This is a genomic window from Nitrospirota bacterium, assembly GCA_016214385.1.
Taxonomy (GTDB): Bacteria; Nitrospirota; Thermodesulfovibrionia; order UBA6902; family JACROP01; genus JACROP01.
Genome location: JACROP010000030.1, coordinates 1 through 24,190, shown reverse-complemented (window position 1 = coordinate 24,190; position 24,190 = coordinate 1). Strand labels below are relative to the sequence as shown.

Genomic DNA, 24,190 nt, shown 5'->3' with positions numbered 1-24,190 from the left:
AGTAAACGATGATTATTACAAAGAAACGAGATTTTCAGGAATTGATGAAAAACATCGAAAACTATAATCGCTTCTTCCTCCTCGGCTGTTCAGAGTGTGCAGCCCTCTGCAGCACAGGCGGTGAAAAAGAACTCGATGAGATGAAGGTGGCACTTGAGGCAGAGGGTAAAGAGGTCACAGGGACATTTGTAGCAAAGACAGGATGCCAGGTTCTGGGGACCAAAGTAGAACTCAAGCCCTTTAAAGATGCCCTTACAGAGACTGACTGCATCCTGGTGTTGTCATGTGGAGCAGGAACGCAGACAGCAGTTGAGCTCTTTGAGGACAAGCCCGTATATCCAACAAATGACACCCTCTTTCTCGGCAATATGACAAGGCTACAGATGTTTGATGAAAGATGTTCGCTATGCGGTAAATGTATTCTCGATAAAACCGGCGGGATCTGCCCGATTACTGCATGTCCGAAAGGGCTTCTCAATGGGCCATGCGGCGGATGCAAAGATGGCTACTGCGAAGTGAGCCCTGACATAAAGTGCGCATGGGTAAGGATTTATGAAAGGATGAAGAGGCTTGATAAACTTCAGGAGTTCTGTGAAACAATCATTGAGGCCAAAGACTGGGCTGCCCATGCAAGGCCAATGAATCTGAATGTACGCAAAAAGGAGGAAGTTAAAAAGTGAGTTTCAGAGATATCCTCGATTCCGGCAAATTCGTTGTTACCGCAGAAATCGGCCCGCCCAAGGGCACAAATATAAAAGAGATGCTCCATCATGCTGAAATGCTTAAAGGCAAAATAGATGCTGTCAATGTAACAGATAACCAGTCTGCTGTGATGAGAATCTGCTCTCTCGCAGTATGTAAACTCATGCTTGAAATGGGCCATGAGCCAATATTGCAGATGACATGCAGGGATCGTAATCGCATTGGTCTTCAATCAGACCTCCTCGGTGCAAGTGTCCTCGGCATAAAAAATGTCCTCTGCATGACAGGAGACCATCCAAATGCAGGCGACCACAAACAGGCAAAAGCAGTCTATGATGTGGAATCTGTGCAACTGCTCGGCATTGTGAATTCCCTCAATATCGGCAGGGATATGTCCGGCAATGAGCTTAAAGGTTCAACTGATTTTTTCCAGGGTGCAGTTGTCACCCCTGAAGCCAACCCCCTTGAGCCACAGTTAATGAAGTTTGAGAAGAAGGTCAGGGCCGGGGCAAGGTTTTTCCAGACCCAGGCTATTTATGACATAGAAAAATTTAAAGATTTCATGAAATACGCGAGGAAGTTCCCTGTAAAAATACTTGCCGGCATAGTGCTTCTTAAGAGTGCAGGCATGGCCAACTATATGAATAACTTTGTCCCTGGTATAAGGGTCCCCCAGGTATTGATCGACGAGCTAAAATCAGCGGGTAAGGAAAAGGCCCTCGATGCAGGGATAAATATAGCTGCAAAGCATATAAGACAATTAAGAGAAGAAAAAATCTGTGATGGTGTCCATATCATGGCAATTGGAGCAGAAGCCATGGTGCCTGAGATAATGAAAAGGGCAGGACTGCTGTAAATACAGTGAACAGTGAACGGTGAACAGTTAAAACAATATTATGTCTAAGATCACACTAAACGAATTTTTCAGGAAAAAGGTTGAGAAGCAGAAGATCACGATGCTTACTGCCTACGACTATCCATTCGCACAGATAGTGGATGAGGCAGGGATTGATGCGATACTCGTAGGAGATTCCCTCGGGATGGTTGTGCAGGGGCTTGAAAACACACTCCCTGTGACGATGGACGAAATGATCTACCACACAAAGATGGTTTCACGGGCTGTCAAAAATGCAATGGTTATCGGAGACATGCCATTCATGTCCTATCAGGTGAGCGTTGAAGATGCAGTTAGAAACGCAGGAAGGTTTTTAAAAGAGGCCGGTGCACAGGCTGTAAAAATGGAAGGCGGGGCAGAGGTCTTAAAACATATAAATGCAATGACAAAAGCCGACATCCCGGTAATGGCCCATATTGGCCTTACTCCACAGTCCATTTACAGGATAGGTGGATACAAGATTCAGGGAAAGACTGAAGAGGCTGCCAGAAGGCTTATCGAGGAGGCCCATGCAGTTGAAGATGCAGGGGCGTTTTCATTGATTCTTGAGGCCATACCAGCAGACCTTGCAAAAAAAATTACTTCTGAATTGAGGATACCAACTATTGGAATTGGTGCTGGCCCTTATTGCGATGGGCAAGTGCTTGTCATCCATGATGTTATCGGATTGTTTGAGAGGTTTGTACCAAAATTTGTCAAGCGCTATGCAAACCTCAAGGAAGAGGCACTAAATGCAATCAGGACTTATAAAGAAGAGGTAGAAAAAGGTATATTTCCATCAGATGAACACAGTTTTAAATAGTGAGAACAGGACCTCTATGCCAGAAACTAAATTAAAAGTAATCCTCTTACGACATACACCGAACCCTGAGGAGACTATAGCCATGGCTGCAAAGCTGTGCTATAGCCCATCAGATGTAGAATCGCTGAAAGAGAAGATCGAGGCAAAAGACCAGAAGGCATTTGTTGAAAAACTTGTAAAGATGGGGCATATGACTCCTATAGAGCATGCATCTTTCACATTCGCTATTGAAGGGATTTCAAGGGCATGCTCTCATCAGCTTGTAAGGCACAGGCTTGCGTCATATTCTCAACAGTCACAGAGGTATGTGTCAGAAAGCAGTCGAGGGTCTGGAGTCGAGAGTCAAGAGTCAACATTCGATTATATAATCCCGCCGTCTATAGCCCAGGATGCAGAAGCCAAAAAGACATTCGAGAATTTTATGGTTGAAGCACAACAGGCCTATGATTTCCTTGTCAGAAAGCTGAATGAAAAGGGCATTAAGGGTGAGGCTGCTAATCAGGATGCCAGGTTTGTGCTACCTAATGCTGCTGAGACAAAGATAATCGTTACAATGAATGCAAGGGAACTTCTGCACTTTTTTAGACAACGCTGTTGTTATCGTGCTCAATGGGAAATTAGGCAAATGGCAGAGGAGATGCTTAAACTTGTTAAAAAAATTGCCCCAACAATTTTTCATAAAGCAGGCCCTGGATGTCTTTATGCCCCCTGCCCTGAAGGCGAATACACATGCGGAAAGATTAAAGAGGTAAGAAAGAAATATGGCGTTGGACAGCGATAATTTTTTTATCTATAGATTAAAGTCAAGCCCGCCAACCTAATTGTAAAAAATATCTGGATAAGGAATTTTGGATTATGAGGCATAGAGAAGATGTGGGAAACCAGAAGTAAAATGGTGGATTCCTGCTGGAGTTTATCCCGTACCTTGATACGGGGTAGGAATGACGACTGTAGCGCAATACAGAATTTTCAGATGCCAGCTTGCTAATGGCGTATTCATTAGAGGAGAATATCTGCAATGGGGAACGACTATCAGAGAAATAAAAACAGTGTCATAGAACTGATCAGATTATTCCTGAAACTTGGAACGATAGCATTCGGCGGCCCTGCAGCGCATATCGCCATGATGGAGGAAGAGGTGGTCCGCCGCAGGAAATGGATAACGAGGGAGCATTTCCTTGACCTCGTGGGAGCAACAAATCTCATCCCCGGCCCTAACTCTACAGAAATGGCAATCCACATCGGATATATAAGAGGAGGGTTTTTAGGTCTCATTGTTTCAGGTCTGTCATTTATCCTGCCTGCTGTGATTATCACAGGTTTGCTTGCCTGGGTATATATGAGTTTCGGGTCAATCCCACAGGTTACACCCTTTCTTTTTGGCATAAAACCAGCAGTCATCTCGGTTATCCTTGTAGCCGTTATTCGATTGGGCAGGACAGCAGCAAAGAATACGCTGTTAATGCTTATAGGGATAGCCGTTGCTGCAGCATCTCTGTTGGGAATGAATGAAATACTGGCATTACTCTCAGGTGGTGTCATCGGGATTATTCTTTACCGGATGAAAGGACATGGAAGCAAGAAAGTCTCAGGATGGATGATCCCGCTTCTGAGCCAGTCCTTAGGCCTATTAAAAAGCAGTGATGCAAAGGCGGCAGTAGCAGTCTCAGCCGCAGGAATTGCAGGCGTATCTTTATGGAAGCTGGGGTTATTCTTTCTTAAGGTAGGGTCGGTCCTCTATGGGAGCGGTTATGTCCTTATCGCATTCCTTGAGGGCGGACTGGTAAAAGACTATGGATGGCTCACACAGCAGCAACTTCTTGACGCCATTGCTGTCGGGCAGTTTACACCCGGCCCTGTCTTAAGCACTGCAACCTTTGTCGGCTATGTTGTCTCAGGTGTGCCGGGCGCTATGATATCCACTGCTGCCATCTTTCTCCCTTCGTTTATATTTGTCTTGATATTAAATCCCGTCATACCCCGACTCAGGGCCTCAAAAATAATGTCAGCCTTTCTTGATGCTGTAAATATCAGCGCCATTGGTCTGATGGCTGCTGTTGTCATTCAGCTTGCCAGTGCAGCACTTACAGACTGGAGGGCGATCTTGATTGCTTTAGCCACCACAATAGCAGGAATACGTTTCAAGATAAATGCCGCATGGCTTGTGGCTGGAGGTGCAGTTGCGGGATGGGTACTACAGATAGTTTTCAGATGATATGCTTACCATAAAATGGAAAGAGGGGCAGGATATCCCACCCCTCTTTTGGTTACAGCCCTTCTACATTATGGCATTTGCCGCATGCGTTTGTGTATGGTATCGGCATTGCCTTGCCAGGGTCAACACCTTTTACTCCCACATTATCTTTTCGTGGAACATCAAAGAGATGAGAAGTAATGTCATTCATCCAGTAGTTCTTCCCGTCCTTCCTCGCAAGACCCTTGCCTAATCCTGCGCCTGTCTGCATTGTCTTTGTCGCATGGCAGTCAACGCAGTTGATTTTACCCATTTCAGCAACGCCTGTCTTTGCCTGCATATGCTTCTTAATATCTGCATTTTCTTTATGGCAGGTTGTACAGAGGGAGTTTTTATCGTCCTTTACCTCTGCCCTCATCTGGTGTTTAATCCCGGTCATGCCGTGCGGATCGTGGCAGTCGGCACAGGATAACAATTGACTTCCATTCCTGTATTTCTTTGATTTGATAAAGTCGGTATACTGCTGGTGGTGTGCCTTGGAATGTATCCCATCTGCCCAGTAATCCTTCTTGGGATCAGCATCTTCCCTTGTTGTATAATTTGTTAAATAATCGTTTCTGCTGGTGCCCGGAATCATCATCTTGTTGTCCTTGTTTACAGGCTGGTCATTGTTGAGATTACCCTGAGGCCTGCTGTGGCACTGCCCGCAGATTACGGATGACCTCTCTGTTGAAAGCTTGCCCGGGCTTACTATCGTTGATGCCTTCTTTGCCTTTGGAGCTTTAACATGCGCAGAGCCTGGTCCGTGACAGTTTTCGCAGCCTATGTTCAGTTCATTTGGCATGCCATCACCATCAATATCTGTCTCGCCATTCGGGTCGTTTACTGCTCCTGCTATGTATTCGTCAGATGATGTGTGTGTTAATGTGTAACCGGTATAGTGGCATGAGGCGCACTCTTTTTCAAAGGACTTCTTTTTAGGAGGGTCTGTCACTTTCTTTGTCTCCTCATTGAAGAGCCAGTCTCCATGATAGTCTCTCCACGGCTTTCTTGCCCTGTCTCCGTAACTTTCGTCACCATGTGTATTGTACTGGACAAACGGGAAGAGGTTCTTGCCCACCCTGTAAAGGTATCTCTGCTTGTAAAGGCCTCCGCCGTAAGTCATTTCCACGGTGTACGTTCTTGAAGGATCTGATTGGTCTTTCATGTTCTCTGTCTTGAATTTCAGCTTTCCATCGGTGTCTTTGAAGAATGTTGCTGTGAAGCTTACGGATGCAGGGTCAGAAGGCATTTTTTCAGATATCATGTATTTGTCAAAGCCTCTGGTTTTGTCAAAATTATAGAAATAGAATTTAGTGCCTGCAATGAGCTTCTTCAGACCATTATCGAATTCCGGGAATCTCGACACATCCTGAAGTTTACTGTCCTTTCCTGCTACACGAATGCCGAGTTTGTGAAGGGTCTTCTTTTCGCTCTCATATGCCTTATGACACATCAGACATCTTGATGTCCCAACATATGTTGCATCAGCAGGGACATTTCCTGATACAAGTATCTTTATGGTTTTGCCTTTGAATTCTGCTGTTGACATTGCTTTGTTTGACTTATCACCGCCTGGCAGATGTTCTTTGTCTGAAGGCTCGACATAGATGAAGTATTTTCCGTCTACAATATTAACTACCTTAAAGTCCCCTTTTTTGCCTGTAGTTGCCTTTCTGTATTTATCCCTGTTTGCTGCGAGGTTGTCTTCAAGAGGTTCATCATTTTTAGAATCCCTCTTTATCTCGATAGGAGTTTTCGCCATTGCTTCAACATCTATAGATGGTATAAGATAGATAGTCGCCTTTGATATTGCCTGTCCCGAGACATCTGTAACAATGCCTTTTAGTGTATTGCCGCCTGCTTTCTTACCTTCTGCATGTGTACCATAGATTATTAAGCCTAAAGCAGAGAATAAGATAAAAAGTAATACTAAAATCTTTCGGTTCATCTTTACTCCTCCTTTTTAAGATTCTTATTAAGAGACTGCTAACCCCCACGCTCAATTCATATTAATATCTCACCCCCCCTTAATTTTAAGATAAAGTCCATCCAATCCACCCCTGATGCACCTAATTATTTTAGGCCAGAATATATCAACAGTCTATTTAATTTCCCATTTAAAATAATCAATCGGTTATTAACATCTCTAATCATGACTTTTTTGATGTCACTGCATGGAAAGGGCTGTATATCCTCTGAACATCAGTACTGCCACACTTAGGACATTTGGGTGTTTCCTGTTCCTTTTCTTTGAAAGATAGATAAAGGGTAAAAGTTTCATCACACTTGAGGCACTTATATTCATATGCTGGCATAAGACCCTCCTTGTTTTGTTATGCCTGATCAGAGACTCGTACCGAGCTTTCAAGCCTCTCTTTTATCCTTCCCAGCCAGACTCTGAGCTTGTTCCTTAGTGTCTCTTTTATCTCCTCCAACCTCTGAGTATGGTCAAAGGCGTGGAAGCTGGTTTTTGCAAGACTCAAAAGAAATCTTATCGCTTTTCTCCACGAATGTAGTTCCTCCTCTACGGCCTCTTCAGGATAAAGGGCCGCTCGTATAGTCAACCTTTCTGTCGGCGCTTTTAATAATAATGTGAAATTTACTTCCTGCGCCTATCTCCCCTACAGTAATCCTTTCAACTCTCAAAACCTGCCAGAAGGGATTGAGTCTAAGCCGTGCTTCTATATCTTTAAGAAAAGCAAAGACCCTCTCCACAGGTGCCTTTATCTCTATGGATTCTACAATTTTATGCACAGCGAACCTCTATTTTTATATTATAGCAATTTTTTAATAAGGACATTACTTCCAACTTCTCATTTCTACGCTCTAAAGCAAAAATAAATTGATTTGTTGTATTATTTAAAATTATGGCATATGTAATTGCACTCGCAGGTAAAGGCGGGACAGGCAAGACCAGCATTGCAGGTCTTACTGTCAGGTATCTTGTGGAAAAAAAGAGAAAACCTGTTCTTGCAGTTGATGCTGACAGCAACTCCTGCCTTAATGAAGCCCTCGGGGTTTCTGTCCATGCAACCATAGGGCATCTCAGAGAAGAGTCTCTTGCCACAATACGTGGCGGCTCTGAAAGGCCGGGCGGTATGAGCATGGAGCAGCTTTTTGACTATCAGGTTCAACAGTCTCTGATTGAAGCCAGGGGATTTGACCTCCTTGTCATGGGCAGGCCGGAGGGGCCTGGGTGCTACTGCGCAGCAAACAACATAATAAGAAAATATACTGACAAACTTTCTGAAACATATCCGTATGTGGTTATTGATAACGAGGCCGGCATGGAACACCTGAGCAGGAGGACAACCCATAAAGTCGACCTTCTCCTCATCATCAGTGACCCAACTGTCAGGGGCATTCATACAGCAAAAAGGATAAATGTCCTTATTGATGAGCTTGGCCTTGACATCGGACAAAGTGCTCTCATTATTAACAGAACTTCAGGCGAAGAGTTTGCTGAACTCAAAAAACTTGCCCGGGGATTGAGCCTTGAGGTCGCTGGCTCTGTGCCCAATGACGAAATAATATTCCAATTCGACCTTGCTGGAAAACCTATCTTTGAGCTTCCACGTGAATCTAAGGCGCTGGCCTCTGTCTTCGAAATATTGGACTCCCTCGAAATCCCTTAACCCCTGGCTGCCTACAAAGACATCCCTAACCCCTTATTTAAAAATCTTATTTTGAAATAAACATGCGAAAAAATCCTTTACCGAAAGAAATTATTTGTGCTATGGTATAAAACCTATTCCCTAAATTAGGGATCCTTTTTAAAACTAAAACAATAACCTTTGAAAGGAGCAGCAGGGGATGTTGGTCATCGGTGAGAAAATAAGTATCATAGCAAAAAGGGTTAGAGAGGCTATGATGAAGAGGGACAAAGGTCCGATACAGGAGATTGCAACTGCCCAGTGGAAGGCAGGTGCACACATGATTGATGTCAATACAGGGCCTGCAGAAGAAAAGGGTGATGAGCTGATGACATGGATGGTTGAGAGCATTCAGGAGGTAGTACCCCTGCCATTATGTATTGATACAACAAACCCCGTTGCCCTTGAAGCAGGGCTCAAAGCCCACAACAATCAGTGGGGCAGGCCATTGATTAATTCTACATCCAACGAGCCAGAACGGTTCATAATGCTTGAGCTTGCTGCAAAGTATAATGCGCAGGTAATAGGGCTTACCCTCGGCAAAGGAGGCCTGCCGGCAGATGCAGAGGAGAGGTGCGCAATCGCAGCAGAGATTATGGCGAGGGCATCTGAATATGGCGTTCCACTTGAAGATATATATCTTGACCCCTTAATACTCCAGATTTGCACAATGCAGGACCATGCAAGACATGCACTGAAGGCTGTGCGGATGTTTCAGGAATTAAACGACCCTCCGATGAAGACCGTGGTCGGACTCAGCAACATATCCAACGGAGCTCCAAAAGATTTAAGGAGCTTGATTGACAGGACTTATTTAACATTACTCATATATGAGGGACTTACAGCAGCAATAATGAATCCGCTCGATAAGGAATTAATGGCTGCACTCAAGACAACAGATGTATTTCTCGGAAAGACACTTTATGCTCATTCATATCTTGAGATGTAAAAAAACTTCTCACAGATTTACACAGATGAACACAGAATATGAAGCATGAAGAAATAACTGACAAAGTAATTAATGTGTTTTATAAAGTTTATAATGCCCTTGGATATGGTTTTTTAGAGAAGGTTTACAAGAATGCGATGATTAAGGAATTTAATAAGCAAAATATAAGATTTATTAATCATTGTCCCATTGAGGTTTATTATGAGGGAGAAGTTATTGGTGATTATATAGCAGATTTTATTGTTGAAGATAAAGTAATAGTAGAAATAAAAGCAATAAAACAGCTTTCTAAATCAGACGAAAACCAATTGTTAAATTATCTTACTGCTACCGATAGAGAGGTAGGACTTCTCTTAAATTATGGTGAGAAGCCTGAAATTAAAAGAAAAATATATGACAATGAATTGAAAAAAGATAGGGATTCCAAAAATTCTGTGAAGATCTGTGTTAATCCGTGAACAGTAGCGAGGATAAAGGAGGATAAGATGGCTTTTGTTGCCCCTAAAGAGACTTACAGCGGAAAAGTATTAAGTGTCAACTTTGGCAAAGACTCTAATGCAGTCACCATTGGTGGAGAGAACACAATGCCTTTTCTGGGTTTTGAGGGAAACATCGCAAACAAGCCGGTTATTGCTTATGAAATACAGGACATCATACCAGATGATTGGCCTGAGAACTTGAAGAAAAATTATGAAGGTGAATGGGACAATCCCGCCAGGTGGGCAAAGTTCTGCCAGGAGAATTTAAAAGCCCGGGCATTGGCCCTGAGGCTTGTGGGAACTCATCCTGACAGAGAGAATCGCTCTCCTCAGGATGCGGCAAAAACAGTCAGAGATGTCTTATCAGCCATTGATATACCACTTATAATCCTCGGCTCCAACAATGTAGAAAAAGACTCATCTGTTCTTGTAGCTGCTGCTGAAGCTGCAAGCGGCCATAATTGCATAATTGGCAAGGCCCAGGAGGGTAATTATAAGACTATTGTGGCAGCAGCTCTTGCCCATAATCATAAACTGATAGCCATGTCTGAATTAGACATAAACCTCGCAAAACAGTTAAACATCCTGATAACCCAGATGGGTTTTGATAAAGAAAGGCTCATTACAGACCCTATGTGTTCAGCGCTCGGCTATGGTCTGGAATATACCTACTCGGTCATGGAAAGGATAAAACTTGCAGCACTCACACAGAATGATGCGACAATGCAACCTCCTCTTGTCGGAGATGTTGGGATGTATGTATGGAAGATAAAAGAAACCGCTGCATCTGAAACAGACCTGCCTCAATGGGGCTCCCTTGAAGAAAGGGGAATTGCATGGGAGGCTGTGACTGCAGTAGCAATGCTCATTGCTGGCACAAATCTGTTGATCATGCGTCATCCGAAGGCAGTTAAGGCAGTGGAGAAAGTGATTGAGGAACTCGTTTAATGAAAAATTCCAAATGTCAAAATCCAAATTACAAATCAATATCAAATGACTGAATGTCTAAATTTTCTGGCATTGGGACTTTGGATTTCATTTGGCATTTGAGCTTTGTAATTTGACATTGTCATTTATGGAGGTAAAAGATGGCTTTGTCAGGCGTTGAGATATTTAAGCTGCTCCCAAAGACAAATTGCAAAAAGTGCGGTTTCCCTACATGCCTTGCCTTTGCAATGAAACTTGCCCAGAGGCAAGTAAATCTTGACTCATGCCCTGATATCTCAGAAGAAGCCAAGAAGATACTCGGTGCGGCTTCAGCACCTCCGATAAGGGCCATTGTCCTCGGGACAGGCGAAAAGGCAGTCAAGATGGGAGAGGAGACTGTGCTTTTCAGACATGATAAAAAGTTTATTAACCCGTGTGTCCTGGCAGTAAATATTAAAGACAGCCTGAGCGATGCCGAACTGAATAAAATGGTAGATAAGGTTTTAAATTCAGAGATGGAGAGGGTCGGTCAGAAACTGAGGATAGATGCAATTTCTATTGAGAATGCATCAAATGATAAGGCGAGATATGAGGCAGTAACAAAACTCGTTAGCAGTAAAGCACCTGATACTCCAATCATCCTTAACTGCAAAGACCCCTCAGCAGCCGAAGCTGCTGTGAAAGCCGTTGCAGATAAAAAACCCCTGCTTTATTGTGCCACAACTGACAACGCAGATGCCATGGCAAACATCGCAAAGGCTAATAAGATTCCCCTCGGAGTTTGTGCTAATGGCCTTGATTCTCTGAGTACTCTGACAGAGAAGATTAAAGGTCTGGGGGTTGATGACATTGTCATTGATTCAGGCGCAAAGAGCGCCAGGGAAATCATCGAGCAAAATACACAGATAAGGCGTTCAGCAATAAAAAAGGGCTTTAAACCGCTCGGTTATCCAATAATAAACTTTCTCCAGAGAGAAGACCCGATTTTAGAGGCAAGCATTGCATCTCTGGCAATTGCCAAATACGCCTCCATTGTTGTCCTGAGCAGTATTGAGAAATGGAAAAACCTCGCATTATTTACCCTGAGACAGAACCTCTATACAGACCCTCAGGTCCCGATGCAGGTGGAACAGAAAATATATAAGATTGGTGAGCCTTCACCCGAGTCTCCCCTTCTCATTACAACAAACTTTTCTCTTACATACTTCATCGTCTCAGGTGAGGTTGAAAACAGTAAGGTGCCGAGCAGGCTTGCTGTTATGGATTGTGAGGGTCTTTCAGTGCTTACTGCATGGGCAGCAGGTAAGTTCTCAGCTTCAAAGATTGCACAGTTTATTAAAGACAGCGGAGTCGAAAACGAAGTAAAACACAGAGAACTCATAATCCCAGGCTATGTGGCTATATTGAGCGGTTCCATAGAAGATAAGCTTGAAGGGTGGAAGGTTACGGTTGGCCCGAGGGAGGCTAACGCCCTGCCCTCTTTCCTTAAAAGCAGGGCAGCGTAGCATATAAGGTACCCCTATACTTAATTTTCTTGACTTTATATAGTAAAAAGCTCATAAATTAAGGCATGACTTGTTAAGGAGGGTTTAGGTGTCAAAGATTATTGCTACAGGTGCCATAAAAGGCTCTCATAAATTAGTTAACCAGGCAGAAGATATGCTCGAAAAGGCCATAGCTGAGAGGGGTAAAGACTTTAACTTTGAGTTCCCTGATACTGCTTTTTATCTTCCAATGATATATGCAATGACCGGTTTTGCTGTGAAAAACCTTGGGGACATGAAGGTTGCATTGGGGTTTGCAAAGGAATTGTTACATGACGAACCTGAAGAATCCCTATATAAGCCTTATCTCGGTGAGGCGCTGGATTCAGGAATGGCAACCCTCTTTGCTGAAGAGATTATCATGGCAATACGCTATATAAACGGGCTTGAGCCATACAAAGACCCGGAGATGGGACTTGTTTATAATGGATTCATAACAGATACCATACAGCGAAATCTCGGCATTCAGCTCGTTGATGGCACAATGCCTGGATTTGCTGCGATCATTGGCGCTGCACCCAATGAAAATATTGCTGTAAATATAATAAGAGAGCTTCAGGAAAAGAATATACTCACATTTTTATCCGGTCATACCAATGGTGACAGTGTCACAAAACAGTTGCAGAGAAAGGGCATCGAACTTGGCTGGGAAACAAGAATAGTCCCGCTCGGACCAGAAACAGAGCACACAATTTATGCCCTTGACTGGGCAATAAGAGCATCCCTGATATTCGGTGGTAAAAAACCAGGAGACTTTAAAGAGCATCTCAAATATCAAAAGGACAGGGTCTTTGCTTTTGCACTCGCACTTGGTGAGCTTGATGACATCAAGTGGTCAACAGGTGCTGGTGCTATAAATATGGGCTTCCCTGCAGTATGCGATACAGAGGTGCCTGTCATACATCCAACAGGCGTATGTATATATGAAGAGGTCGACAGAGAGCTTGACCATAGCAAGATTGTGCAGAAGGCAATAGAAGTAAGAGGGCTCAAGATAATTATTGAAAAGCCTCCGATTCCTGTTGCTTATGGCCCTGCATTTGAGGGTGAGAGAATAAGAAAAGAGGACATGTTTATTGAATTCGGTGGCCAGCGCTCACCTGCCTTTGAATGGGTAAGGATGAGGGACATTGAAGAGATCGAGGACGGAAAAATAACTATCGTCGGGACAGGTGTCGAGGAGAGATTTAAAAAAGGAGGGCTCATGCCCCTCGGTATAGTCGTTGATGTTGCTGGCAGGAAAATGCAGAAGGATTTCGAATCTGTTATCGAGAGGAAGCTCCACCACAATATAAACGAGGCCCAGGGTCTGTGGCACATGGGCCAGAGGGATATTGTATGGATGAGGGTCAGCAACAATGCTTTTAAAGATGGGGTCGATTTACAACATATAGGTGTAATCCATCATACAATGGCCCACAACAGGTTTAAATCCATCGTGGACAAGGTCCAGGTGACACTTTATGTGGATGAAAAAGATGTCCTTGTAATACAGGAAGAGGCAAAAAAAGCTTATCGTGAGCGTGACCAGAGATTGGGCACAATGACCGACGAAGCTGTAGACACGTTTTATTCATGTCTTCTTTGCCAGTCATTTGCACCGAGCCATGTATGTGTTATAACGCCTGAGAGGCTTGGACTCTGCGGAGCCTACAACTGGCTTGACGGAAAGGCAGCCTTTGAGATAGATCCAACAGGTGGAAACCAGCCTGTTCCAAAAGGCAGTTTGCTGGATAAAAAATATGGCCGTTATTCAGGAGTAGATGAATACCTTAAAAAGGCATCGGGAGGTGCTGTAGAAACCCTTAACCTGTATACCATTATGGAAAATCCCATGACCTCATGCGGATGCTTTGAGTGCATACTCGCCATAATACCAGAGGCAAATGGTGTAATGATAGTAAATCGCGGTCATACTGGCATGACGCCAATTGGAATGAAGTTCTCTACCCTTGCAGGAACGGTAGGCGGTGGTGTCCAGTCCCCCGGCTTCATGGGTATAGGAAGAAACTTCATAACAAGCAAGAAGTTTATCTTCGGTGACGGAGGACTCAAGAGGATTGTCTGGATGACAAAGAACCTCAAAGAGGGCTTAAGGGATGCATTTAACAAGAGAGCTGCTGAAGAAGGAGTGCCAGACCTCCTCGATAAAATTGCCGATGAGGAGATTGCTACTGAATCTGAAAAACTGGTTGAGTATCTAACAAGCGTAGGACATCCAGCGCTTGAGATGGAACCGATGATTTAAAGACAGTTACGAGTTAATAGTAACGAGTCACGAGTTATAAGAAATAATTAAAACTCGTCACTTGTTACTCGTTACTTGTTACTAAAATTTGGAGGTTATATGGATAAGGTTATAAAAAGCGCTAATGAGTCAGCAGAGCAGATAATAGAGTGGGGCGAAGCCCATCATTTAGAGACTTGCTTTGAGAGGGCTGAGAGATTAAAACCATGCCCGATAGGTGCATCAGGTGCGTGCTGTAAAGTATGCCATATGGGCCCATGCAGACTTACCGGCAAGAACGCAGAGGAAGAGGCAAGAGGCGTATGTGGGGCAACCCTTCCAACGGTTGCAGCGAGGAATATCCTCAGGATGATTGCTGCAGGGACAGCAGCACACAGCGACCATGCGAGGGATATGGCATTTACTTTACTTTCAGTTGCAAATGGTGAGACAAAGGACTTTCAGATAAAGGATGTGAGAAAACTATACAGGGTTGCAGAGATACTCGAAGTGGAGTTTGAAGGGAGACCTGTAAATGATGTGGCAAGGGATGCGGCCCTTAAATTTATTAATGATTTTGGCCGCCAGAAGGGTGAACTGAACTATGTCAAAAGGGCACCAAAGAAGACCCAAGAACGATGGAAAAAGTGGGGCATCACCCCGCGAGATATAGATAGAGAGGTTGTTGAGGCGATGCACCGTACAAGTATCGGCGTTGACCACGACCCTGACCACCTCTTAACCCACGGTTTAAGAACTGCCCTTGCTGATGGCTGGGGAGGATGCATGATAGCAACTGATATTACGGACATACTCTTTGGAACCCCGCGCCCAATAAAGGCAGAAGCGAGCTTCGGGATATTCAAAGAGGATGAGGTTAATCTTGTTGTTCACGGACATGAGCCATCACTTGCTGAGATGATAGTAGATGTAGTATCTGAGCCTGAGATGATAGCCTATGCAAAATCAAAAGGTGCAAAGGGAATAAATCTCGGCGGTATGTGCTGCACAGCCAATGAGATACTCATGAGGCACGGAATTCCAACTGCTGGTGGTTTTACAAATCAGGAACTTGGAATAATGACAGGGCTTGTGGATGCAATGACAGTGGATGTGCAGTGCATTATGCCTGCAATTGCTGAGCTGTCAAAGAAATTCCACACAAAGGTTATAACAACCTCTGAAAAGGCAAAGATTCCAGGCGCAATGCATGTGGAATACGATGAGCACAGGGCAAAAGAGATAGCGAGGGAGATTGTGAAAATTGCCTGCGATAATTATCCAAACAGAAAAACAGAAGGAAGTCATATAACACAGAAATACCCTGTTATTGCAGGTTTTTCCCACGAATACATAGAATACATGCAGGGCGGAAGATGGAGGGCATCATTCAGGCCTTTGAATGACGCCATTATGGCCGGAAGGATCCGCGGTGTTGTGGGGCTTGCTGGATGCGATAATCCAAGGGTTCCGTCAACAGGTATTCACAGGTATCTTGCTGTCGAGTTAATAAAGAATGATGTATTGATAGTATCAACAGGTTGCGGCTCCGCTGCATGTGGAACTGCTGGTTATCTAACCCCTGAAATGGCGCTGGAGAATGCAGGGCCGGGTTTAAGAGAAGTGTGTGAGGCTATAGGCATCCCTCCTATACTCCATGCTGGCGCATGTGTTGACAACTCGAGGATCCTCACAATTCTCACAGCAATGGCTGAAGAGGGAGGGCTTTCCGATGAGATTGGGGGAATGCCTGGAGTAGGTATAGCGCCTGAGTGGATGTCTGAAAAGGCAATTGCCATTGGCTGTTACTTTGCAGCCTCAGGCGTCCCTGTAATCTTTGGTGGCAAGTCTCCTGTAGGAGCAAGCAAAGAGGTTACAAAAATTATGACAGAGGTGTGGTGGGAGAGATTCAAAGGATGTCTGCATTTTGAACCTGATCCAGAGAAAATACTGGAATTGACACTAAAATATATAGACGATGCACGGGATGTTTTAAAGCTCAGGAAATACGAGCCTGGAAGATTCGGCATGGAAAGGGTTCTTATGGATATGGCCGCAAGACGCGAGTTAGAGAAGGCAGCAAAACCGCATATTGGGATATATTAGTCGTAATGCGTGATGCGTAACACGTGATGACAGCCTGTTGAAAAAGCAATGAAGTAGCATAACTGTCATGCTGAACTTGGTTCAGCATCTCTTCAGAGCTTGCCCTGAATTTATTTCAGGGGCAGGCCCTGTACCGTATGGTTCAGGGCAGCCTTGTTTCAGCATCTAATAAAAAAATGGAGACCCTGAAACGATATTGAAACGAGTTCAGCATATGGTTCAGGGTGACATTAGAGAGTTTTTCAACAGGCTGATGAGTGTTGAAAACAAGTAAAAAAACAGACTACACATTACGGCTCACGTGTCACAGTTTCTGGGAGGATAGATGGAGATAAAGGTCAACGAAGTTATAGGGTATACCGGAGAAGTTCTAACAGAAAGGCAGAAAAAGACAGGGATATTGATACATGCACTTCAAAAGATTCAGGAAGAATACAATTATCTGCCTGAGGATGTCTTAAAAAAACTTTCAGAGAAACTCGCTGTTCCCCTCTCTGATATCTATAGCACAGCCTCTTTCTACAAGCAGTTTTATTTCACTCCAAGAGGGAAAAATATAATCAAGGTCTGCATGGGCACTGCCTGTCACGTCAGAGGATCAGCAAAGGTCCTTCGTTCCCTGGAGGAGGAATTTGACATGAAAGAGGGTGAGACAACGCCGGACCTCTCCATGACCCTTGAGACTGTTGGATGTATTGGCTGCTGCGGCCTTGCCCCTGTGGCTACAATTAATGAAAATATAGTTGGAGAGATGGACGAAAATAAAGTTAACGATATTATAGAGATAATAAAAACAGGTAAAGACAGTGAATGAGCAATGGCAATAGAAGAAAGAATCAATAATATAGAAGACCTCAAAAAGCTAAGGGAACTCTTCCAAAAAGAATTGTTTAAAGAAGACACGCCGAGGGTAAGGGTCTGCTGTGGCACAGCCTGCACAGCTTCGGGTTCCTATAAGGTAATAGATGCCTTTACCAATGAGTCAGCTAAGCGTGGGGTTGACCTTGAAATAGTTAAGACAGGATGTCAGGGGCTATGTCAGAAAGGCCCGGTGATGAAGGCAGAGCCACAGGAGATTTTCTACCAGAAGATTAAACCTGAAAATGTACACTGGCTTATGAGCTATACAATCCTTGGCGGCATGCCTTACAGACAGGGGATTTACAGAGATAACATCCTCAGCGAGCCTGTCCCTTTAATGACTGATGTGCCTTTTTACAAAAAGCAAATGCGAATTGCCCTGAGAAACAATGGCAGGATTGACCCTCATAGCATCCATCACTATATTGCAGTTGGGGGTTACGCTGCCTTAGAGAAGGCCCTTTCTTCCATGACCCCTGATGAGGTTCTGAGGGAGGTTGACAGGGCAAACATCAGGGGTCGAGGCGGTGCAGGATTCCCTGCCGGGAAAAAATGGGAACACTGTAAGAAAGCCCCGGGCAAGATTAAGTTTGTCATTGCCAATGGCGATGAGGGCGACCCTGGCGCTTTCATGGATAGGTCAATTATGGAGGGCGACCCACACAGCCTTCTTGAAGGCATGATTCTCTGTGCTTACGCCATAGGTGCAAAATATGGATTCATCTATGTGAGGCATGAATATCCATTAGCAGTAAAGAACCTGAAGATAGCAATAAAGCAGGCAGAAGAATTAGGTATCCTCGGAAAAAATATTCTCGGCACAGATTGCAATTTTACAATTGATATAAGGGAGGGTGCAGGTGCCTTTGTATGCGGCGAGTCCACTGCCCTTGTAGCCTCTATTGAGGGGCAGAGAGGTTTTCCAAAGCCAAGGCCTCCAAGGCTTTCAGAGCCAGGCGGCGGCCCCTGGGGTTATCCAAGTAATCTCAATAACATAGAGACCTATGCCTGTGTCCCGGTGATTATAGAAAAAGGTGCAGATTATTTTCTTTCCATCGGCACGCCAGGCTCGCCAGGCACCAAGGTCTTTGCCCTTACAGGGAAAGTAAAGAATACAGGGCTTGTAGAGGTACCAATGGGGATAACCCTGAGGGAGATAATATTCGATATAGGTGGTGGGATTATCGGAGATAAGGAATTCAAGGCTGTCCAGACAGGAGGCCCATCTGGCGGCTGCATCCCTGCCAAATATCTCGACCTTCCTGTAGATTTTGACTCTTTAACTTCCGTTGGCTCAATGATGGGCTCAGGCGGCATGGTTGTAATGGATGAGGATAACTGCATGGTGGATGTGGCAAAGTTCTTCCTGTCATTCTGCCAGTCCGAATCATGTGGAAAGTGTCCTCCCTGCAGGATGGGCACATACCAGATGCTTGAGATTCTTGAAAGGATAACATCAGGCAAAGGTGAAGACGGTGATATAGAGAATCTCCTAAAGATAGGCAAACTGGTGCTGAAGGGCTCTCTATGCGGTCTTGGGCAGAGCGCTCCAAATCCTGTTCTTTCAACAATGAAATACTTCATGGAAGAATACGAAGAACATATATACGATAAATACTGCAGGGCGAATGTCTGCAGTGGCATGGGGGTCTTTGTAATAAATCAACTTGAGTGCTTCAGGTGTGGTCTGTGTAAAAAGGCATGTGCCTTTGACGCTGTCAAAGAAGCAAGGGATAGATACTTTATCGAGCGTGATTACTGCACAAAATGCAAGGCCTGCTATTACGCATGCCCGATAAATGCAGTTAAGATAAGGAAGCAAAGACACATAAAGCTTGAAGAGGAATTTAGAATCCCTTCTGAAAGCGTAGAAATCATTGAAAGGAGAGCGAAGATGACATTAAAAGATGTTTTAGAATCAAAACCCTTAGAGATAGTGACCACCACGAAAGATTGCAGTGTCCGAGAGGCGATAAATATTATGAGCGAAAGAAATGTCGGCTCTATATTAGTCATTGATGAGAATAATAAATTAGTGGGTATATTTACTGAGAGAGATGCGGTGCGTTGTCTTGCTAAAAACATTTCTTTTGAGAAAGAGGCTATCCAAAATGTAATGAGTCCTAATCCTATAACATTTAATTCTTCAACCGAGATAAGTGCGGCAATAGCTGTCATGTCCCGTAAAAAGATTAGACACTTACCAGTTATGGAAGGCGATAAAATAGCTGGAATGATCTCTTATAGAGATTTAGTTTCATATCTGCTTCCAGAAATTTGCTATATGGCAGAAGATATTTATTAAGGTAATCATGGCAGTGCAAACGGAGCTAAAGGTAGAAGATATAAAAACGATGGCAGAGGCAAAGGGGTGCCCTGTTCAAAAGGCATTATTTTATGTTGATGAATTTCTAAATGGCCCTATGTGCAGTCGATGTCTTCCATGCTCTCTCGGAAGCTATGAGGCGAGGATAAGGCTTAAAAATATTGTTGAGGCAAAAGGAGTAGAAAAAGACATTTTCATATTAAGGCGCATAGCAAACGAGATGCTTGAAGGCTCTCTATGCAAAAAAGGTAAGGATACCGCAAGGTTCATCCTTGAATGGATGGCGACTGATGTTTATAAGGAGCACATAGAAGGCAGATGCCCTGATAAGGAATGTATTGCCTTTATAGAGTACAGGATAATCCCCGAGAAATGCGTGATGTGTGGGCTGTGTAAAGAGGCATGTAAATATAATGCGATTATCGGAGAAAAGAAGTTGCCATATCTGTCAGGCTTCCTCCCCTTTGAGATAAGGCAGAAGAGATGTGTGAAGTGTGGAGAGTGTGTAAAGGCATGTCCCTATGGTGCCATAGAGATTGTAGATATAAAAGTGATGACAGGTGTTAGTGGATAGGTATGGGAATAATTTTGAATTTTTATCTTTGAATTTTAAATTAAGTAATTGGGAGGAATAAGATGGCAAATCTCGTGACAATGAAGATAGATGGCAAAGAAGTTCAATTACCAGAAGGAATGAACCTCATAGATGCTGCTGAATCAGTGGGGATTCACATACCGAATCTCTGTCATCTAAAGGGCATGAAGGGTATTGGTGCCTGCAGGATGTGCCTCGTTGAGATAGAAGGTATGAAGGCTCCTGTAACCGCATGCACAATGAAGGTCAAACAGGATATGAAGATAAAGACAGACACCGAGAGGGTTAAAGAGATAAGAAAATTTGTTATTGACCTGATACTCTCCATGCATCCCCTTGACTGTATGACCTGCCCGAAGGCCGGCGTGTGCTGGCTCCAGCAGTATGCTTATGACTTTGATATAAGAGAATCAACCTTCACACGCAAGAGCTTCGGCTATAAAATAGACAATGAAAATCCCTTTATCGAACGTGACCCGAATTACTGCATCCTGTGTGGACGCTGTGTGCGGGTATGTAAAGAGCAGGGAACGCGTATACTTGAGTTTATGGGCAGGGGTGTAACAGCAAAAGTTACAACCGCCCAGGACAAACCCCTGCACGAGACAGATTGCACTTTTTGCGGTAACTGTATTGATGCATGCCCTGTCAATGCAATACTCGAGGCAGGAAGAAGGCTCCATGGCAGAGAGTGGGAATTCACAAAGACAGAGACAACCTGCACGCTCTGCGGAAGCAACTGTAGCCTCGTGGTCAGCGTAAAAGAAGACAATGTTATAAAGATTGCCTCTCCAAAACCGAATGGCTATATATGTGCTGCAGGGAGATTTGGCTATGACAGCCTCAAAAGCCCAAAGCGTATCTCAAAACCAATGATAAGGATAGAAGGCCAGCTCGTAGAAACCACATGGCAGGATGCACTGAAAATCATTATTGAAAAGCTCAAAGCTGTAAAGAAAAATCCCTCATCTGCTGGTTTTATTGCAAGCGCCGGGATTACTAATGAAGATGCCTATGCACTCCAGAAATTTGCAAGGGCTGCCATAGGCACAAATAATATAGATAGTACCGCAAGCCTGTATGACAAAGCTACGGTCGATGCCTATCTTAATTCCTTTGGAAAAATCCCTGAAGCAGCGCATTGTATTACAGAAGCAGATGTTATTGTTGCATGATGCAAAAATAAGGAAGCGTGTTGCCCAGGGAGCAAAATTAATAGTTGTTGACCCTGATACGATTAGACTTGCCGATGCTGCAAACCTGCACCTGCAGATAAAACCGGGCAGCGATACATTACTCCTCGCAGGCATTATAAATGCCATGATTTCAGAAAACCTGATTGATGCCTCTTCTGTCAAAGTTAAAGGCTTTGATGAACTTAAAAAATCAATAACAGAATACAAAAAAGAAGTTATTGAAGAAATAACAGGCGTGCCTTATAGCTCTATTGTGGAGGCGGCCAAACTCTATGGCGCTGCCAGAACACCTTTTATTGTCTATTCAACTGGAATTACACGAAACACTTATGGAGCTGACATCGTGTCTCAGATATTAAACCTTTCCATGCTGAAACCTTCTACGGTGCTGCCTGTCGGCCCTGAGGGCAATTCCCTCGGCATGTCAATAATGGGTCTGTCCCCGCAATATCTGCCAGGACTTCAGGCCGATAAAAATAAAATCGAGAAAACCTATAAGGTCGAGCTTCCGACAGCAAAAGGCAAAGACTTTAAACAGATGGCAAAGGGCGGTATGAAATTCATCTATGCAGCAGGCGATATTCCTTTGTCCCTGGTCGCACCGACAGAAAAGCCGTCAGAATTTCTGGTTGTGCATGCAAGCCATACAAACGAGCTTACAGATAAGGCTGACGTAGTCCTCCCCGCACCATCTTTTATTGAACAGGGGGGGACAGTAATAAACATCTATGGCAAAATCAAAAATATTAAAAATGCAGTTAAACCAGAGGCTGATGTAAAGGCAGTATGGGAAATATTAAGCGAGCTTTCAGTATCCATGGGTTATAAGATGAAATATGCGGATATCTCCGATGTCACCGGGGAAATAGAGAAAATCATCTCCATCTCAGGGAAAAAGGCTCCGAGCTTTAATCCTGTTGCCTTCAGAGAAAGCGAAGGTATCGAAGAAGAGGCAGTTGGCGGAATGTTACGCTTCAGCGCATCAGTTGTAACGAACTCAAAAGTCAGTCAGCTCTTTCAGGTAACTGTGTAGAGTAGCTGTTTACTGTTTACCGTTTACCTGACTCCTGTTTTGTGCTACATTTATAATATGTCACACATTCTTATTGATGGCTACAATCTCCTCGGTATTGCCCACCATGATCTCGAAAAGGCACGAGATGGCCTTGTTCAAAGACTGAAGACGTATGCGGGCAAAAAAGGGCACAATATTACCATTGTGTTTGATGGCTGGAAGGGTGGCTATCTAACTGAAAACAGGACAAGAAGCGGAAACGTCACTGTCATCTATTCAAGGCTCGGAGAAAAGGCAGACTCTGTAATCAATCGCATATTATCAGAAGAAAAAAGGGCGTGGATTGTTGTAAGCTCTGACAGGGAGATCTCAGATTTTGCAGAGGCAAAGGATCTTACCTCAATAACATCAGGGGAATTTGAAGGGAAACTAATTGAAAAACCTGCTGAGGGTTTTAACGTCAGGGATGAGGTCTTCATAAAAGACGAAGACTATCTTGATATAGAACTTCCGAGAAAAGGTAATCCGAGGCGGCCTTCAAAAAGACAGAGGCAAAAACTCAGGGCACTAAAAAAGCTCTAATCCTCAAGAAACTCTTTAAGGGCATTAACATTCACAACTATTTTCCCCTGCGAAGCCTTTATAATGCCCTGTTTTTTGAATTTGCTCATAGTCCTGATTGTTGTCTCGACTGTTGTCCCGACCATTTCAGCAATTTCCTGCCTTGTAAGGGGGATATCTATTTTTTGGGCCTCGCCATCTACAACTCCTAGTTTTTCTGAGAGCTTGAGAAGCAATGATGCGATCCTCTTTTCAACCCTTTCAGTTGCAATATTTCTCAGCATATCATGGGCATTTCTCAACCTCTCGCTGAAATACTTCACTGCCTCAAGTGTAAGGGTTGGATATTCATCCATGATTTTGAAAAGGGTCTTTCGAGAAATTCTAATTACTGTAGCAGGCTCCATGGCCTGGGCAGAGGCAGGATACGGCCTTCTATCTAAGACAGCCACGCCACCAAAGACATCACCTGGCGATATGATTTCAAGGATGATATCCTTTCCAGAAACAGTATGTTTTAAAATTTTAATCCTGCCCTTACACCCGATATAAAACCATTCAGAAGGGTCTCCCTCCCAGAAGATGCAGTCGTCTTTTTTAAAATTGACTTTCTCAAAAACTGTAGCAATCCTGTTCAACTCATCATCGGTGAGGTGCGAAAATATTTCGCTCTTCCTGAGGGTCTCAACTATCACTGCTGGTTTCGTCCTCCCTAAACGCTGCGTCCTCCATTATCTTTATCACATCCTTTGCCTTCTGCAAATCTTCTGCCCTGACAAGAAGCTTTATCTCTCCCATTTTGCCTATGTTTACAGGATAAGGGGTTACCTTTGATGACCTGAATATTACTTTAATCCCCTCCCCTTCGAGAAGCCCCTTTACAATATTCGCCTCAATTAAATCATAAGTAACAAGAAGCTCAACCCACTCTTTCATTTTTAAAGCTTATTTTATTTGTTGTATATTGTCAATTATGTGGAGTTCCCCCAATTTTTTGTTTTTTTGTCCGTCATTCCCGCCCCGTATCAAGTACGGGGTAAACTCCGGCGGGAATCCAATCTGCTTCCGTCATTCCCGCGAAGGCGGGAATCCAATCTTCTCATGTAGTTAAGCTGT

24 protein-coding genes are annotated in these 24,190 nt (G+C 43.9%); 18 read left to right on the top strand and 6 right to left on the bottom strand.

From position 1 onward, the window contains the following. Positions 1 to 8: 8 nt before the first annotated feature. The 5 genes from HZC12_01855 to chrA all read left to right on the top strand — a co-directional run bounded on the left by HZC12_01855 (position 9) and on the right by chrA (position 4,614). A complete protein-coding gene (locus tag HZC12_01855; protein ID MBI5025473.1) occupies positions 9 to 680 on the top strand; it encodes a methylenetetrahydrofolate reductase C-terminal domain-containing protein in 672 nt (223 codons plus the stop codon). Continuing rightward, a complete protein-coding gene (locus HZC12_01850) occupies positions 677 to 1,558 on the top strand; it encodes a methylenetetrahydrofolate reductase (protein MBI5025472.1) in 882 nt (293 codons plus the stop codon). Before HZC12_01855 ends, HZC12_01850 begins: the two co-directional genes overlap by 4 nt. Positions 1,559 to 1,598: 40 nt before the next feature. After that, positions 1,599 to 2,399 carry a 3-methyl-2-oxobutanoate hydroxymethyltransferase gene (gene panB, locus HZC12_01845; GenBank protein ID MBI5025471.1) on the top strand — a complete coding sequence of 267 codons (801 nt, stop codon included), beginning with the start codon at positions 1,599 to 1,601 and terminating at the stop codon, positions 2,397 to 2,399. Between the two features lie 16 nt (positions 2,400 to 2,415). Continuing rightward, on the top strand, positions 2,416 to 3,180 hold the full coding sequence (locus HZC12_01840) for an FAD-dependent thymidylate synthase (protein MBI5025470.1): 765 nt from the start codon (positions 2,416 to 2,418) through the stop codon (positions 3,178 to 3,180). 237 nt (positions 3,181 to 3,417) lie between these two features. Beyond that, the gene (gene chrA / locus HZC12_01835; GenBank protein ID MBI5025469.1) at positions 3,418 to 4,614 is read left to right on the top strand and encodes a chromate efflux transporter; all 1,197 of its coding nucleotides are present in this window, start codon (positions 3,418 to 3,420) and stop codon (positions 4,612 to 4,614) included. Between the two features lie 52 nt (positions 4,615 to 4,666). On the opposite strand, the gene HZC12_01830 is transcribed toward chrA, so the two are convergent. The 4 genes from HZC12_01830 to HZC12_01815 all read right to left on the bottom strand — a co-directional run bounded on the left by HZC12_01830 (position 4,667) and on the right by HZC12_01815 (position 7,389). Further along, positions 4,667 to 6,583 (bottom strand): hypothetical protein, encoded by a 1,917-nt coding sequence (locus HZC12_01830; GenBank protein MBI5025468.1) that lies wholly within the window; start codon positions 6,581 to 6,583, stop codon positions 4,667 to 4,669. 202 nt (positions 6,584 to 6,785) lie between these two features. Further along, positions 6,786 to 6,950, bottom strand: a complete 165-nt coding sequence (locus tag HZC12_01825; GenBank protein ID MBI5025467.1) for a zinc ribbon domain-containing protein — start codon at positions 6,948 to 6,950, stop codon at positions 6,786 to 6,788. Positions 6,951 to 6,968: 18 nt separating this feature from the next. Beyond that, positions 6,969 to 7,199, bottom strand: coding sequence for a hypothetical protein (locus HZC12_01820; GenBank protein ID MBI5025466.1), 231 nt, complete (start codon positions 7,197 to 7,199; stop codon positions 6,969 to 6,971). Further along, complete coding sequence (locus HZC12_01815) at positions 7,171 to 7,389, bottom strand: SRPBCC family protein (protein MBI5025465.1); 219 nt, start codon at positions 7,387 to 7,389, stop codon at positions 7,171 to 7,173. Before HZC12_01815 ends, HZC12_01820 begins: the two co-directional genes overlap by 29 nt. 113 nt (positions 7,390 to 7,502) lie before the next feature. Between HZC12_01815 and HZC12_01810 the strand changes: the two genes are divergently transcribed. The 13 genes from HZC12_01810 to HZC12_01750 all read left to right on the top strand — a co-directional run bounded on the left by HZC12_01810 (position 7,503) and on the right by HZC12_01750 (position 23,095). Further along, positions 7,503 to 8,270 (top strand): AAA family ATPase, encoded by a 768-nt coding sequence (locus HZC12_01810; GenBank protein MBI5025464.1) that lies wholly within the window; start codon positions 7,503 to 7,505, stop codon positions 8,268 to 8,270. 178 nt (positions 8,271 to 8,448) lie between these two features. Further along, a complete protein-coding gene (locus tag HZC12_01805) occupies positions 8,449 to 9,237 on the top strand; it encodes a dihydropteroate synthase (protein MBI5025463.1) in 789 nt (262 codons plus the stop codon). A gap of 38 nt (positions 9,238 to 9,275) precedes the next feature. Then, a complete protein-coding gene (locus HZC12_01800; protein MBI5025462.1) occupies positions 9,276 to 9,695 on the top strand; it encodes a GxxExxY protein in 420 nt (139 codons plus the stop codon). A 27-nt stretch (positions 9,696 to 9,722) separates the two neighbouring features. Next, complete coding sequence (locus HZC12_01795; protein ID MBI5025461.1) at positions 9,723 to 10,664, top strand: acetyl-CoA decarbonylase/synthase complex subunit delta; 942 nt, start codon at positions 9,723 to 9,725, stop codon at positions 10,662 to 10,664. Positions 10,665 to 10,804: 140 nt separating this feature from the next. Next, positions 10,805 to 12,148, top strand: a complete 1,344-nt coding sequence (locus HZC12_01790; GenBank protein ID MBI5025460.1) for an acetyl-CoA decarbonylase/synthase complex subunit gamma — start codon at positions 10,805 to 10,807, stop codon at positions 12,146 to 12,148. Between the two features lie 88 nt (positions 12,149 to 12,236). Beyond that, positions 12,237 to 14,435 (top strand): CO dehydrogenase/CO-methylating acetyl-CoA synthase complex subunit beta, encoded by a 2,199-nt coding sequence (gene cdhC / locus HZC12_01785; protein MBI5025459.1) that lies wholly within the window; start codon positions 12,237 to 12,239, stop codon positions 14,433 to 14,435. A gap of 99 nt (positions 14,436 to 14,534) precedes the next feature. Continuing rightward, positions 14,535 to 16,520: an anaerobic carbon-monoxide dehydrogenase catalytic subunit gene (cooS, locus tag HZC12_01780; GenBank protein MBI5025458.1), complete on the top strand. Its 1,986-nt coding sequence runs from the start codon at positions 14,535 to 14,537 to the stop codon at positions 16,518 to 16,520. 325 nt (positions 16,521 to 16,845) lie between these two features. Further along, positions 16,846 to 17,334, top strand: a complete 489-nt coding sequence (locus tag HZC12_01775; protein MBI5025457.1) for an NAD(P)H-dependent oxidoreductase subunit E — start codon at positions 16,846 to 16,848, stop codon at positions 17,332 to 17,334. A gap of 3 nt (positions 17,335 to 17,337) precedes the next feature. Continuing rightward, positions 17,338 to 19,686 carry a CBS domain-containing protein gene (locus HZC12_01770; GenBank protein MBI5025456.1) on the top strand — a complete coding sequence of 783 codons (2,349 nt, stop codon included), beginning with the start codon at positions 17,338 to 17,340 and terminating at the stop codon, positions 19,684 to 19,686. 7 nt (positions 19,687 to 19,693) lie between these two features. Then, positions 19,694 to 20,281 carry a 4Fe-4S binding protein gene (locus tag HZC12_01765; protein ID MBI5025455.1) on the top strand — a complete coding sequence of 196 codons (588 nt, stop codon included), beginning with the start codon at positions 19,694 to 19,696 and terminating at the stop codon, positions 20,279 to 20,281. Positions 20,282 to 20,343: 62 nt separating this feature from the next. Beyond that, positions 20,344 to 21,477: a (2Fe-2S)-binding protein gene (locus HZC12_01760; GenBank protein MBI5025454.1), complete on the top strand. Its 1,134-nt coding sequence runs from the start codon at positions 20,344 to 20,346 to the stop codon at positions 21,475 to 21,477. Next, positions 21,470 to 22,531, top strand: coding sequence for a molybdopterin-dependent oxidoreductase (locus HZC12_01755; GenBank protein ID MBI5025453.1), 1,062 nt, complete (start codon positions 21,470 to 21,472; stop codon positions 22,529 to 22,531). The genes HZC12_01760 and HZC12_01755 overlap by 8 nt, the downstream gene beginning before the upstream one ends. Before the next feature lie 57 nt (positions 22,532 to 22,588). Next, the gene (locus HZC12_01750) at positions 22,589 to 23,095 is read left to right on the top strand and encodes an NYN domain-containing protein (GenBank protein ID MBI5025452.1); all 507 of its coding nucleotides are present in this window, start codon (positions 22,589 to 22,591) and stop codon (positions 23,093 to 23,095) included. On the opposite strand, the gene HZC12_01745 is transcribed toward HZC12_01750, so the two are convergent. Then, positions 23,092 to 23,769 (bottom strand): Crp/Fnr family transcriptional regulator, encoded by a 678-nt coding sequence (locus HZC12_01745; protein ID MBI5025451.1) that lies wholly within the window; start codon positions 23,767 to 23,769, stop codon positions 23,092 to 23,094. The genes HZC12_01750 and HZC12_01745 overlap by 4 nt on opposite strands. Next, positions 23,759 to 24,010, bottom strand: a complete 252-nt coding sequence (locus HZC12_01740; GenBank protein MBI5025450.1) for a DUF2007 domain-containing protein — start codon at positions 24,008 to 24,010, stop codon at positions 23,759 to 23,761. Before HZC12_01740 ends, HZC12_01745 begins: the two co-directional genes overlap by 11 nt. Positions 24,011 to 24,190 lie beyond the last annotated feature (180 nt).

Bases quoted from the DNA above. Each gene is read 5' to 3' on its own strand.
- HZC12_01740 (MBI5025450.1), bottom strand. From the start codon at position 24,010: ATGAAAGAGTGGGTTGAGCTTCTTGTTACTTATGATTTAATTGAGGCG.
- HZC12_01790 (MBI5025460.1), top strand. From the start codon at position 10,805: ATGGCTTTGTCAGGCGTTGAGATATTTAAGCTGCTCCCAAAGACAAAT.
- panB (MBI5025471.1), top strand. From the start codon at position 1,599: ATGTCTAAGATCACACTAAACGAATTTTTCAGGAAAAAGGTTGAGAAG.
- HZC12_01765 (MBI5025455.1), top strand. From the start codon at position 19,694: ATGGCAGTGCAAACGGAGCTAAAGGTAGAAGATATAAAAACGATGGCA.
- HZC12_01840 (MBI5025470.1), top strand. From the start codon at position 2,416: ATGCCAGAAACTAAATTAAAAGTAATCCTCTTACGACATACACCGAAC.
- HZC12_01855 (MBI5025473.1), top strand. From the start codon at position 9: ATGATTATTACAAAGAAACGAGATTTTCAGGAATTGATGAAAAACATC.
- HZC12_01760 (MBI5025454.1), top strand. From the start codon at position 20,344: ATGGCAAATCTCGTGACAATGAAGATAGATGGCAAAGAAGTTCAATTA.
- HZC12_01830 (MBI5025468.1), bottom strand. From the start codon at position 6,583: ATGAACCGAAAGATTTTAGTATTACTTTTTATCTTATTCTCTGCTTTA.
- HZC12_01800 (MBI5025462.1), top strand. From the start codon at position 9,276: ATGAAGCATGAAGAAATAACTGACAAAGTAATTAATGTGTTTTATAAA.
- HZC12_01775 (MBI5025457.1), top strand. From the start codon at position 16,846: ATGGAGATAAAGGTCAACGAAGTTATAGGGTATACCGGAGAAGTTCTA.
- HZC12_01810 (MBI5025464.1), top strand. From the start codon at position 7,503: ATGGCATATGTAATTGCACTCGCAGGTAAAGGCGGGACAGGCAAGACC.
- HZC12_01770 (MBI5025456.1), top strand. From the start codon at position 17,338: ATGGCAATAGAAGAAAGAATCAATAATATAGAAGACCTCAAAAAGCTA.
- HZC12_01795 (MBI5025461.1), top strand. From the start codon at position 9,723: ATGGCTTTTGTTGCCCCTAAAGAGACTTACAGCGGAAAAGTATTAAGT.
- HZC12_01825 (MBI5025467.1), bottom strand. From the start codon at position 6,950: ATGCCAGCATATGAATATAAGTGCCTCAAGTGTGATGAAACTTTTACC.
- HZC12_01750 (MBI5025452.1), top strand. From the start codon at position 22,589: ATGTCACACATTCTTATTGATGGCTACAATCTCCTCGGTATTGCCCAC.
- chrA (MBI5025469.1), top strand. From the start codon at position 3,418: ATGGGGAACGACTATCAGAGAAATAAAAACAGTGTCATAGAACTGATC.
- cooS (MBI5025458.1), top strand. From the start codon at position 14,535: ATGGATAAGGTTATAAAAAGCGCTAATGAGTCAGCAGAGCAGATAATA.
- HZC12_01805 (MBI5025463.1), top strand. From the start codon at position 8,449: ATGTTGGTCATCGGTGAGAAAATAAGTATCATAGCAAAAAGGGTTAGA.